The following is a 12306-nucleotide window of genomic DNA, read 5'->3' on the forward strand; positions in this document are numbered from 1 at the left end:
GAGGGGCGCTCGTCTGAGGGGGCGAGCGCCCTTCTTCAATTCCGACAGGAGGCGGCAATGGATGTGAACCGGCGTGGTTTGTTGATCATCGGGGCTGCAGCCCCTGCTCTGGCGACGGCCCTGCCCGTCAGCGTCGGGGCGCAGACCGTTGCGCCGCCCGATCCGACCGAGGTCGTCCGTCTGTGGCCGAACGGCGCGCCGGGCGGGGAGGGGGTGACGGTCAGCCCCATCGTCCCCGAACGCTCGACCGATCCCGCCTATCGCGACCGTTACGCCCAATACACCACCGACCCGATCATGACGGTGATGCGGCCCGACAAGCCCAATGGCTCGGCCATGCTGCTGATCCCCGGCGGAGGCTACCGCTGGTCGGTTCTGGACAAGGAAGGCTTCGACGTCGCCCGCGTCTTCGCCGCCAGCGGCACGACCTGTTTCGTCCTGCGTTATCGCCTGCCCGCAGACGGCTGGTCGGCGGGAGCGGATGCGCCCTTGCAGGATGCGCAGCGCGCTATCCGCCTGATCCGCAGCCGCGCTGCCGAGTTCGGCGTGCGGCCCGATCGGATCGCGGTTCTGGGGGCGTCGGCGGGCGGGCATCTGGCCGGATTGGCCAGCGCGCGGACGGATGCGACCTATGCCCCGGTCGATGCGGTGGACGAGGTCTCGCTGCGCCCTGATCTGACGGTGCTGATGTATCCGGTGGCGACGATGAGCGGTCCGCATGTCCACGCGGGGTCGCGCATGCATCTGCTGGGCGAGGCGCCGACGGCGGAGCGGATCGCCGCCTATTCTCTGGAACGGATGAACTGGACCGAGGCGGCGCCGGTCTTCCTGCTGCACGCTATGGACGACGCCTCGGTGCCGGTCGAGAACAGTCTGATGCTGCTGACCACGCTGAAAGCCGCCTCGGTGAAGACCGAGGTCCACCTGTTCCAGGAAGGCGGCCACGGTTTCGGCGTCCGCCTGATCCAGGGGCGGCCGGCTGCGGTCTGGCCGGAGCTGGCGCGCGCTTGGGCCGCCCGCCTGGACTTTCCCCTCTAGGTTCCCGGCTGGATGTAGGGGATGGCCGAGAAGAAGGCCCGCTCGTCGCCACGCGGGTCGTTGGCCATTCTCGGCTCGACGTCGAACAGCAGGGTCTGGCGCGTCGGCAACTCGTAGCGATCCCAGCGCGGCAGGCCCGCGTGGTTGGGATCGCCGTCGCGAGCGAGGGCGATGAAGGCGTCGCTCATGCGATCGGCTACCACCTGCGCGCCCGGTCCCCTGGTGCGCGACCCCGGCGCATTCACATTGTCGAACACCAGAGGGATGTCGGCGGTATGGAAGGCGCCCTTCCGGCCCGAGGCCGTCTCGCCTGGGAAGTCCAGCTGATAGACCCAGGCCGGGGCGCCCGCCTGGGCTCGTTCCTGGGCTTCGATCACCGCGCCGCGCCATGAACGACCCGCCGTGGTTGCGGCGATCAGCACCTGATCTGGCGACCAGTCGGGATGCATCCGGCGATAGGCGGTGATCACGGCTTCGGGGGTGATGTCGATCCGCATGACGCCGGGCGGCATCCGCGCGGCCAGCGTGTCCCAGGTCAGGCCGAGGTTCTTCGGGTCGTTGCCCATGAAGCCCAGGGTTTCCTCGCGCGTGTTGCCGATGATCATGGGGATGGTCAGGCCCTGCGGCGCGGCGTCCGGATAGAAGGGGTGGCGCGGCAGGCTGCGGAAATCCAGCACCGGCCCGAAGTAGAGCCCGCCGTAGCCGAGGATGGGGTCTTCGACCGATTGCGTTTCCAGCAGACGCTCAACGGGCAGGTCGGCTGCTTCGTGGGCGCGGTCGGGAGTCAGGCCCAGGGCCTTCAGCCAGGCGGTCGCGCGGGTCGTGGCGTTGACGGGGCCGGACGCCGTGACCTGCTGGCCGCTCATGGTGGCGGCGCAGTGGAACAGGCCCCTGGCGGCGGGCATGGCCATCAGGGTCGCGATCTTGGCGCCGCCGCCCGACTGGCCGAAGACCATGACCCGGCCGGGATCGCCGCCGAAGGCCGCGATATTGTCGCGCACCCAACGCAGGGCCAGGATCAGGTCCAGCTGGCCGACATTGCCCGAGTCCTCGAACCCCGGCGCCAGCCGCGCCAGATAGGCGTAGCCCAGGGCGTTCAGCCGATGGTTCAGCGTCACCACCACCACGTCGCCGCGCGAGGCAAGCCGCGTCCCGTCATAGAGCGGCTCCGATCCTGATCCGCTCGAATAGGCCCCGCCATGGATATAGATCATGACAGGGCGGCGGCCAGCGTCGACGCCGGGCGTCCAGACGTTCAGGAACAGACAGTCTTCGCTCTGGTTCGGCTCGTCGCCCCGCTGTGGGCTGGCGGCGCCATAGTCGAAGGCGGCAGCCGGGTCGCGCCAGGGCGTCGGCGGCGCGGGCGGCTGGAAGCGCCGTGTCGGCGCGCCGTAGCGCAGACCCTTGAAGACGCTGATCCCCTCCTGACGGCGACCGATGACGGGGCCGACCCGGGTGTTCGCACGCGGGCTGGACTGAGCTCCGGCCAGGCTGGTTGAGGGCAGGGCCGCGGCGGTGAGACCGGTCAAAAGGGCGGATCGGCGGGTCAGCATCGGAACATTCCTGTCGTCACGGTGACGTCTGAGAAACCGGTGTCATGACTTCAACAGGGAAAAAGCCGAAGGCGCCAGAGCCCGACGCGAAAAGGCCGCAGCCCGCACAGCACCGTTGAAGTAGTTCACACGGTTGAAGCGGCAGCCGACGGAGGTCGCGCCCGCGCCCTGTGGCTGGAAGGCCAGCGGGGCCTCGCCTTGCAGCACGCCGTTGACGAAGCTGCGATAGGTCGTCCCGTCATAGGTCTGGGCGACGTGGGCCCATTGACCGACCGGGTGCAGCCGGTCCGGGAAGAGCAGGGTCTGGTTATAGCCGGGCCCCTTGGTGAAGGCGTCCAGCGACCACTGGCGGTCATAGACCCGGATTTCGAACAGGAAACGCGTACCAGGCCATTGCGTGGCGTCCGTCGTCGGGGGCGCCTCCTGCAGGTGGAACCAGCGCTGCTCGTGCGCCCCGCCGTCGGGCCGGAACAGGGCTTCGAAGGTGAAATGCCTGGCCCCCGCCAGAGGGTGGTTGTCGATGAACAGGGCGTCGTCGACACCGTCGAACCGGATGGCGCGCCCATAGGGAGAGTCGATCAGAAGCGGCTGGCCTTCGGCAGTGACGGCATGGCCCCCGACGGCTGTCAGACGGTCGAAGGTCCAGATGTCGGGTGACGACGCCGCAGCCACGTTCCTGGGTGTAACGCATCCGTTTGCGGCGAGCGCCAGACCTGCGCCCAAAAGGGCGCGGCGTGGAAGAGGCCGGGGCTGAACGGTCATCGGGAACTCCGCATCTTTATGGGAGAGGGGCGGTGAGCGGGCCTGCGCTCGCTCACCGCAGTCGTGGTCAGTCCGCCGCGGGGTAGGCGAACGGATCGGTCGGCGTCGGCTCGGTCGGCAGCGGCATGCGCGGCAAGGGCGCGTCGCGGTTGGCCGCGTTCAGCAGGAAGCTGGCCAGGATCACCGCGGCCTGACGCAGGTCTTCGGGCTTCAGGTGGTCATAGCTGTCGATGCTGGTGTGGTGGATGCGGCTGGAATAGTCGAGCGGGTCCTGGATGAACTGGTAACCAGGGACGCCGACCGTCTGCATGTAGACGTGGTCGGTGCCGCCCGAGGGCCGCAGCGAGACAGTGGTGGCGCCCATGCTGGCGAAGGGGGCCAGCCATTCCTGGAAGATCGGGGCGGCGGCGACATTGCCCTCGGCGTTGATGCCGCGGATCTTGCCCGAGCCGTTGTCGAGGTTGAAATAGGCGACCAGGTCGCGATAGCCGGGGCGCGGCTCGATCGGCCAGCGGTTGCGCCATGTGCGGTTGCTGGGCAGGGCGGCCAGGGCCGGGTCCGACGACGGCGCGCGCGTGGCCAGATAGCGATCGACATAGGCCAGGGAGCCCAGGATGCCCTGCTCCTCGCCGTTCCACAGGGCGAAGCGGATGGTGCGCTTGGGCTTGACCTTCAACTGCGACAGGATGCGAGCAGCCTCCATGACGACTGCGCTGCCGGCGGCGTTGTCCTGGGCGCCGTCCGAGGCGACCCAGCTGTCCAGGTGAGCCCCGGCCATGACGTACTCGCCCGAGCGGTCCGAGCCGGGAATGTCGGCCAGGATGTTGTAGGCGTTGACGTCTTCATCGTGGAACCGGACCTCGCTGACGAGTTCCAGCGTCGGCGGCGTGTCGGTCAGGGCCAGACGAGCGAGGCGACGGTAATCCTCTGCGGCGATCTCCATGCCAGGCAGCTTGGGCGTAGCGCCGACCTGGTAGGTATAGCCCGTGCCGTGCAGCAGACCGCCGTCACGTTGCGACATCCGTACCCAGGCCAGGGCGCCTTCTTCGGCCAGGAAGGCGTCCAGTCGGCCGCTGAACTCGGCCATCTTCAGCTGGCGTTCGACCGGAACGTGGACGTGCTGCGGCTGCATGTAGGTGTTGCGGTCGCGCAGTTCGGCGTCGGTCCAGCGGCGGAAGGCCGGCTCGGTCGGTTCCGAGCCGGTGTCGGGACGGGTCAGCATGACGATCTTGCCGGACAGCTTGCCGCGCCACCTGTCGAAGTCCTCGACCTTGGTGATGGGGGCCACGACGACGCCGGCGCTGACGGTTCCATTGGTCGAGGGCGTCCAGGCCACCGGAATGGCGCGCAATTCGATCGGACGCGGCGACGTCATGCGCGCGCTGGAACGGACGATGGACCAGCCGCGTCCGAACTCGAAGCCCTCGGCGCGGACGTTGGACAGTCCCCAGTCGCGGAAGCGTTGCTGACTCCACTGTTCGGCCTGGCGCATCTGCGGCGAATTGGTCATGCGACCACCGATCCTGTCGGTCAGGTAGGCGGCGGTCTGCATCACCTCGCTGTGGTTCAAACCCTGATCGATGATGCCGTTGATCGCGGCGCGATCAACAGATTGCGCCAGCGCGGGTGTGGCGAGGATGACGGCCGACAGGCCGACCAGCAGATGTTTCATGATAAAGCCCCCAGGAATCACGATCTCCGTCGATATGACGACATGCCTCGTTGCTCTGCAAACCTATGTTTGACGCAAATCTGACACCGAAGGGCGCGGCTACCGTAACGTGCCATCCCTATAGGGGCGCCAACGGGGAGCGTTGCGTTGGTCAGTCACGAGCAGGAGGTGGGGCGCGCGCTGGCGACGCATAGCCGGACGTTGCTGGCCTATGTGCGTCGTCGGGTCTCTTCCGGCGCTGACGCTGAGGACGTGGCGCAGGAAGCGGTCATGCGCGTTCTGGCGCGGGCGCGCGAAACCCTGATCCTTGACCCCATGTCCTATGTGCGACGCGCGGCGCGGAACATTCTGACGGACCGGGCGCGGCGAGATGAGAGCCTGGGGCTTGACGATCTGGATGAGGCGGAGCTTCCCGTCGACAGTGCGGCCACGCCGTTCCAGGCGCTGGAGATGAGCCAGCGTCTGGAATCGTATCGCAGGGCTCTTGAGGAGATGTCGCCCTTGCGACGTGAGGTCTTCCTGCGCCGTCGGGCTGATGAGCAGTCTTATGATTCCATTGCGCGCGATCTTCGGATATCGGTCGCTGCGGTGCAGAAGCATTACAGCCGCGCTGCCCGGGATTTGCGTAAGGCGGCGGGGGGCGATCAATGACAACCAGACGCATCAGACCCTCGGAGGACCGGGCCGCGGCGCTTTGGGCGGATATGAAACGCGCATCTGGCTGGACGACGGAGCGACAGGTGCAACTGGACGCGTGGCTGAAGGATCGGCCGGATCGCCAGGCGTTGCTGCGTCGCCATGAGGCGCTGATCGACGACCCCGCTCTCGCACGCGCCGGGCGCGACCTGCGACAGGCTCGAAACACCCGGCAGGCGCGGCGGGAAACCTGGTTCAAACAACCTCGGCTCGTGGCGGCGATGGGCGCGGGTCTGGCGACGGCGGCCGTGACGATCATTATCGGCGTCAACATGCTGCCGAGAGGCGAACGGCTTGTCGGCACGCCCGGGACGCCGGCGCCGGTTGTGCTGGCCGATGGTTCGGAGGTGCGTCTCAACGGATTGAGCGAGGTGCGGGTTGAGTTGGGACGCCAGGAGCGCCTGCTGCACCTGAAAGGCGAGGGCTTCTTTGAGGTGGCGGCGGACAAGGCCCGTCCCTTCTCCGTGGATGTGGACGGGGTGCGGGTCACCGCCGTCGGCACCCGCTTCAACGTCGATCAGCGCAAGTCGGCTGGCGGCGATGCTGTAGAGGTCGTGGTGTTTGAGGGCGTCGTGGACGTCACATCTGACCGGGGCATGTCCATGCGTGTTCGTGCGGGCCAGAAGGCGATCGTATCCGGGGGCGTGGTCGAGCGGGCCTCCCTGATCCGCCCCGAGGCCAGCACGGATATTCCCTCATGGGCCAAGGGATGGCTGGAATTCAATGAAGCCTCCCTGGGCCGGGTGGCCGAGGACCTTGAGCGGGCTTCGGGGGTTCAGGTGGACTTGAAGGGCGCTGCGGTGCGGCGCATTCAGGTCAGCGGTCGCTTCGCCTATGATCAGCCTGAGAACGCCTTGGAGGCGATCGCGCGGCTTCATGGTCTGACCTTGACCCGAAAGGGGCCGGATCGGTTCGAGATTTCCGAAGGTTAGGCGACCGCCAGAGCAAGTTTTCATGACAGGTGTCAGGACCGCTTCTCTGCTCGTCTAACCCCGTGACGATCACGTTCGATCGCAGGGGATTTATCGCATGCGTATCCACAAGACCGGTCTGCTGACGGCGGCCGCTATCGCTGTGCTGGCCTCCGCCGCCGCACCGGCGCACGCCCGTCAGGCGGCCAGCGGCGCTGAGGCGCGCGTCGCCGTTTCCATTCCGGCCCAGGACCTGGGCCGCGCCTTGCAGACCCTTTCGCGAGATACGGGGCTGCAGATCATCTTTGATCCCGCTTTGACGCGTGGGCGGGTGTCCAACGCCGTTGCGGGGGCGCTGGCGCCGCGCGAGGCGTTGCGCCGCATGATCGCCGGCTCGGGCGTCGAGGCGCGCGAGGTGCGCGGCGTTCTGACCCTGGTGCGTCAATCGGCCGATCTGGGCGAGGTTTCGCCCGAAGCGTTCGAGGTGGAGGAGGTGGAGGTGGTCGGCTACGCCGCGGGCCTGCGTCGTTCGCTGGACGCCAAGCGCAAGGCCGATTTCATTTCAGACGTCATCAGCGCCGACGACATGGGCGACCTACCGGCAAACAACGTGGCCGAGTCCCTGTCGCGCCTGCCCGGCGTCAACGCCGTGCGCAACCACACCACGGGCGAGGGCGACCGCATCACCATCCGCGGCCTGTCGACCGAACTGAACAACTACACGATGAACGGCGTCCGCATGGGCGGCGCCGGCTCGCCGGGCGACAACTTCTATCGCGGCGTGCGTCTCAGCTTTCTGCCGCCCGAGGGCATCGACTCGATCACCGTCATCAAGAGCCTGACGCCGGATCGTGACGGCGACGCCCTGGGCGGGACTATCGACATCCGCACGCCGACGGCCTTTGACCATGATCCGGTCTATGGCGTCCTGTCGGCCTCGGCCGGGATGCTGGACAAGTTCGACGACGAAAAGTCGGGCGAGATTTCGGGCTCGTTCGGCCGACAGTTCAACGACAACTGGGGCCTGTTCGTCACCGGCAGCTGGTCGCGCCGCAAGTCTCAGTTCGAGCAGAACGGGGTGGACGGCGATAATCAGCCGCCGGTCTGGTACGCCGACAGCGAGACCATGGGCTGGGACACCGCCAGTTTCGTCATGCGCGGCGTGAACCTGGGCTTCGGCGAGACCGAGGTTGAGCGTCATGGCCTGAACGCCAGCCTCGATTATCGCGGCGCGGACCACGACTTTCACCTGCGGGGTCAGTTCAATGAGTACGCCAAGGACGAGTTCGGCAATCGCCTGAACTTCCGCAATGACACGAGCCGGAACTCGACCCGTTTGAGCCAGGTCGACAAGACCATGACCGGTCTGCTGCGGCCCGAAGATGCGGTGATCGGCACGGACGCCAGGCTGGGACGCATCTACAGCTACACCACCGCCCAGATCGTGGATCGAGACAAGGACGGTCGCATCACCGACGCCGACCGCTCGACGCGCTCCTATTATACGCTGGACGGCGCCTCGGGGACCTGGGATCCGCAGGGCTTCCGTCTGCGTCGCTTCTGGGAAGGCTCGCGCGAGACGGGCACGGTGATGTCGCTGAACCTGGGCGGCGTCAGCCGCCTCGGGGACTTCACCGTCGACTATGACGTCTCCTACGCCAAGTCCGAGGACAATACCGACGACAGCTATGAAATGGAGTTCCGCAGCGACAAGTACGGCTGGCTGGGCAACAAGGGCGTCAATGTCACCAACTTTGGTGACAGCCGCTTCCCGAAATGGGTGCTGAACGACGCCGGCATGGCGGCGATCCACGACAACAGCCAGTATGATTTCAGCGGCCTGTCGGGCGAGATCGGCGGCGCGCAGGAAGAGTTGTGGCAGGGCCAATTCAATGTCGAATGGCGTCCGGTCTCGACCTGGCTGGAAGCCGTCAAGGCCGGCGGCAAGGTCTATAGTTCGGAGCGTTCGACCTATAACGGCGAGTTCATGGACCTGGACGCCAGCGGCACCCTGGCCGACTTTTCGCGCTTCTACGGCAAGGAAGTCGTCAGTCTGTTCGATGGCGAGTACTCCGGCCTCTATCGCCTCGGCACGGTCATCGACAACGACGCCATGCTGGCCGAGCTGCAGCGCGCCATGGCGGGCAAGAGCGACTTCTTCGACGGCTTCGCCACCGACCCCGGCAATGCCGAACTGAGCGGTGAGGACAGCTTTACCTTCAAGGAAGACATCTTCGCCGGCTACCTGATGGCGACGGCTCGCTTCGGCCAGGCGCAGATCCTCGGCGGTGTGCGCGTCGAGAGCACCAACAATGAGATCGACGCCTATATCCTCGACGAGGTTCAAGGCGCGCACTTCGCCACGGACAAGAGCGACTTCGTCAACGTCCTGCCGTCGATCCACCTGAACTATGACCTGGACGACAGCACCAAGGTCCGCGCCGCCATCTGGACCAGCTTCGCCCGCCCGGACATCGCCCGCATGTCCTCGGCGCGTGAGTATGGCTACGACAGCGACCCGGACGGCGACGGCAAGGTGAACCCCAAGAGCGAATGGCTGCTGGTCGCCATTGAGCAGGGTAACCCCGACCTGAAGCCGATGAAGGCGGTCAACTACGACCTGTCGATCGAGCGCTACAACGGCGACACGGGCGCCTATTCGCTGGGCCTGTTCTACAAGGATATCGAGAACTTCCTGTACCGCTCTTCGTCGTCGAACATTCGCGACGGGACGTCGGGCGTGAACGTCGGCCCTGACGGCGTGACCGTCTCCATGCCCAACAACGGCAAGTGGGCGCGGGTCTATGGCGTCGAAATGAGCGCCCAGCAGGTCTTCCACTGGCTGCCGGGTCCGCTGTCGGCGCTCGGCGCCAGCGTGAATCTGACGCTGCAGAAGTCCGAGGCCGAGACCGGCATCTCCTGGCACCCGGAAGGTTACACCCTGCCGCTGATGGAGACGCCCGAGGCGGTCGCCAACGTTCAGGTCTTCTGGGCGCGCGACGGATGGGAGGCCTACGCCGCCTACAGCTATCAGTCGGAGTTCCTCGAAGGCATCCAGGACTTCGGCAACAACCCCTATGAGCAGGACTACGAGTTCGTGGACCTGAACGTGCGGCGCAAGCTGTGGAAGGGGGCGACCGCGTCGCTGCAGGTGCAGAACCTCTTCGACAACCACACCTACTGGTACACCGCCGGCGCCAGCACCAGCTCCAGCCGCGCCTACATCAAGAACGGGCGGTCGATCTCGGTCGGCCTGACCTACGTCTTCTGATCGGGGAGGGGAGCATGAAAACGACCCACGCTCTGATGCTCGGGGCCGCGCTGGCGGCCCTGGGCGGACAGACGATGGCGCAGACGGCGGAACGCCCGCTGCGGCCAGAACCCGCGCCGGTTCAGGCTTCGGACCGGCCGGTGGTTCCGCCCACGGCGCAGCCGGAGCGGATCATTCTGAACCTGACCGCCGACCCGGCGCATGAGATGGCCGTGACCTGGCGCACCGCGCCGGGCGCCGTCGGCTTCGTCGAATACGCCGAGGCCCAGGACGGACCGGACTTCATCCAGCAGGCGGTCCGCGTGAGCGCCGTCACCGACGACGCGACCATCACGGTGCGAGAGGCGCCCGAGTTTCGGGCGGCCTATCATTCGACGGTGCTCAAGGGGCTGAAGCCTGAGACGGTCTACGCCTATCGCGTCGGTGACGGCGCGCTGTGGTCGGAATGGCTACAGTTCCGCACTGCGGCGACGACGGCTGAGCCCTTCACCTTCCTCTATATGGGGGATATGCAGAACAATATCCTCAGCGAAGCGTCGCGCACCATGAGGATGGCCTTCCGCAAGGCCGGGGACGCCGCCTTCGTCATCCACGCCGGGGACCTGATCAACCGGCATGACAGCGACAATGAATGGGGCGAATGGTTCGCCGCCGGAGGCTTCCTCTACGCCCAGACGCCGCAGATGCCGACGCCGGGCAATCATGAGTACGGGCGCGGCCCGGTGCTGAACCCGCAGTGGCGGCGTCAGTACACCCTGCCGGAGACCGGCCCGGCGGGCGTCGAGAAGCTGAAGGAGACGGCCTGGACCGTCGACTATCAGGGCCTGCGCCTGATCTCGGTCGACGCTCCCCTGTTCCACGGCGACGAGGCCATGCGCGCCGAGATGGTGCGCTGGCTGGACGGCCTGCTGGCGAACAATCCGAACCGCTGGACGGCGCTGTTCCTGCATTTCCCGCTGTTCTCGATCGATCCGGATCGCGACAACGCCCGGGTGCGCGACGCCCTGAAGCCGCTGATCGACAGGTACGGCGTCGATCTGGTGCTGCAGGCCCACGATCACGGCTATGCGCGCGGCGCCATCGGGGCGGGGCCGATGGGCAATTCGGGGCCGGATCATCCGTCGGATCAGGGCTCGACCTATGTCGTCTCGGTGGCGGGGCCCAAGATGTACCCGGTCGCCGATCTGGGCTGGGCCACGCGGTCGGCGTCGCGGACCCAGACCTTCCAGACCCTGGAGGTGTCGCCTGACGCCGTGACCTATCGCGCCTTTACCGCGACGGGCCGCGAATTGGACGCCTTCCGCCTGACCAAGGGCGCGGACGGCCTAGCGCGGATCGACACCTTGCCTGCCGCCGACTAGCGGCCCAGAGGGCCGTAGAGCCAGGTCATCCAAAGACCGACCGCCAGGAAGACCCCAAAGGGCAGGCGGTCGGTCGCGCGGACCTTCCGCCGCACCGCCAGTTGCGCCACGATCAGGCTGAAGCCCGCGGCCGACGCCCACAGCAGGGTGGTTGGCAGCGCCAGGGCGCCGACCCAGGCGCCGCCCGCGCCCAGCATGTAGGGGTCGCCGCCGCCCAGTCCGTCGCGTTTGCGAACGATCCGGTAAAGTCGCGCGACCAACCACAGACCGCTGAAGCCCAGCAATGCGCCCAGACCGGCATGGACGAAGGCGGCGCCGGCATCGTGCGGACGCAGGCAGAAGGCCGCAATGAAGCCGCTGAGCAGAAGGGGCAGGGTCAACTGATCCGGCAGCCAGAAATGTTCAGCGTCCACGACGGCCAGCAGCAGGAGTTGCCAGCCTAGCACGGCGGTCAACAGGGCTGGCGCAAGCTCCGTGTGATGCAGGCCGGCCCAGACGCCGATCAGGCTCGAACCGATTTCCATCAGGGGATAGCGCAGCGGGATGGGCCCGGCGCAGTTCGCGCAGCGGCCGCGCGACACAAGCCAGCTGAACACCGGGATCATGCGCCAGGGGGGCAGATCGCGTCCGCAGCTGCCGCAGCGTGAACGGCCCAGGACAACACCCTCGCCGCGAGGCAATCGCCAGCTGACCAGACCCAGAAAGCTGCCGACGAAAAGGCCCAGTCCGCCCAAGAAGACTGCATAGGTTATCATGGCGCCCCCCGCTGAATGATTGAGCCATACCGGCGGCGAGGGGGGATCAGGAAGCGGAATCCCGCATGTTCCTGTCTGGTTTCGTGACATTTCCACCGGGTCTGGAGCGATTGTCACGCGTTCGCCGGAACAGCTTCATGTAACGGCGTCCGGATTGTCGTGGTTCGGCGGCTGCCTTGTCACATCGGGCTTCTAGGGAGGGGCCGGGTAGGCGGGCGCCGAACTTTCATCCAAACCCTGACAATCGTCACGGGCGTCCTCCTGCATGTCTCATCTGGTCAGACACG

The 12306-nt window shown here is 66.8% G+C and carries 9 protein-coding genes; 5 read left to right on the forward strand and 4 right to left on the reverse strand.

The genetic code is table 11. The features are described 5' to 3' along the window. The first annotated feature begins 57 nt into the window (after positions 1–57). Positions 58–1038, forward strand: coding sequence for an alpha/beta hydrolase (locus tag IFE19_RS04445; protein WP_207826055.1), 981 nt, complete (start codon positions 58–60; stop codon positions 1036–1038). Here the strand turns inward: IFE19_RS04445 and IFE19_RS04450 are convergent. The 3 genes from IFE19_RS04450 to IFE19_RS04460 all read right to left on the reverse strand — a co-directional run bounded on the left by IFE19_RS04450 (position 1035) and on the right by IFE19_RS04460 (position 5025). Then, on the reverse strand, positions 1035–2591 hold the full coding sequence (locus IFE19_RS04450) for a carboxylesterase/lipase family protein (protein ID WP_207826056.1): 1557 nt from the start codon (positions 2589–2591) through the stop codon (positions 1035–1037). The two genes, IFE19_RS04445 and IFE19_RS04450, sit on opposite strands and share 4 nt — an antisense overlap. A gap of 42 nt (positions 2592–2633) precedes the next feature. After that, positions 2634–3353 carry a LamG domain-containing protein gene (locus IFE19_RS04455; RefSeq protein WP_207826058.1) on the reverse strand — a complete coding sequence of 240 codons (720 nt, stop codon included), beginning with the start codon at positions 3351–3353 and terminating at the stop codon, positions 2634–2636. Positions 3354–3420: 67 nt separating this feature from the next. Next, complete coding sequence (locus IFE19_RS04460; protein ID WP_207826060.1) at positions 3421–5025, reverse strand: M20/M25/M40 family metallo-hydrolase; 1605 nt, start codon at positions 5023–5025, stop codon at positions 3421–3423. Between the two features lie 213 nt (positions 5026–5238). Between IFE19_RS04460 and IFE19_RS04465 the strand changes: the two genes are divergently transcribed. The 4 genes from IFE19_RS04465 (at position 5239) to IFE19_RS04480 (ending at position 11264) form a co-directional block, all read left to right on the forward strand. After that, positions 5239–5676: a sigma-70 family RNA polymerase sigma factor gene (locus IFE19_RS04465; RefSeq protein WP_263972827.1), complete on the forward strand. Its 438-nt coding sequence runs from the start codon at positions 5239–5241 to the stop codon at positions 5674–5676. 89 nt (positions 5677–5765) lie between these two features. Further along, positions 5766–6653 carry a FecR family protein gene (locus IFE19_RS04470; RefSeq protein ID WP_207826063.1) on the forward strand — a complete coding sequence of 296 codons (888 nt, stop codon included), beginning with the start codon at positions 5766–5768 and terminating at the stop codon, positions 6651–6653. Between the two features lie 97 nt (positions 6654–6750). Beyond that, positions 6751–9903, forward strand: coding sequence for a TonB-dependent receptor (locus IFE19_RS04475; RefSeq protein ID WP_207826065.1), 3153 nt, complete (start codon positions 6751–6753; stop codon positions 9901–9903). 14 nt (positions 9904–9917) lie between these two features. Next, on the forward strand, positions 9918–11264 hold the full coding sequence (locus tag IFE19_RS04480; protein WP_225910399.1) for a purple acid phosphatase family protein: 1347 nt from the start codon (positions 9918–9920) through the stop codon (positions 11262–11264). Here IFE19_RS04480 and IFE19_RS04485 read toward each other — a convergent pair. Beyond that, positions 11261–12019, reverse strand: coding sequence for a prepilin peptidase (locus IFE19_RS04485; RefSeq protein ID WP_207826068.1), 759 nt, complete (start codon positions 12017–12019; stop codon positions 11261–11263). The two genes, IFE19_RS04480 and IFE19_RS04485, sit on opposite strands and share 4 nt — an antisense overlap. Positions 12020–12306: the final 287 nt, after the last annotated feature.

The sequence above is a fragment of the Brevundimonas pondensis genome (assembly GCF_017487345.1).
GTDB lineage: Bacteria > Pseudomonadota > Alphaproteobacteria > Caulobacterales > Caulobacteraceae > Brevundimonas > Brevundimonas pondensis.

Coding starts and splice junctions, on each gene's coding strand:
- IFE19_RS04485 (WP_207826068.1), bottom strand. CDS start 12,019: ATGATAACCTATGCAGTCTTCTTGGGCGGACTGGGCCTTTTCGTCGGC.
- IFE19_RS04455 (WP_207826058.1), bottom strand. CDS start 3,353: ATGACCGTTCAGCCCCGGCCTCTTCCACGCCGCGCCCTTTTGGGCGCA.
- IFE19_RS04445 (WP_207826055.1), top strand. CDS start 58: ATGGATGTGAACCGGCGTGGTTTGTTGATCATCGGGGCTGCAGCCCCT.
- IFE19_RS04480 (WP_225910399.1), top strand. CDS start 9,918: ATGAAAACGACCCACGCTCTGATGCTCGGGGCCGCGCTGGCGGCCCTG.
- IFE19_RS04460 (WP_207826060.1), bottom strand. CDS start 5,025: ATGAAACATCTGCTGGTCGGCCTGTCGGCCGTCATCCTCGCCACACCC.
- IFE19_RS04475 (WP_207826065.1), top strand. CDS start 6,751: ATGCGTATCCACAAGACCGGTCTGCTGACGGCGGCCGCTATCGCTGTG.
- IFE19_RS04450 (WP_207826056.1), bottom strand. CDS start 2,591: ATGCTGACCCGCCGATCCGCCCTTTTGACCGGTCTCACCGCCGCGGCC.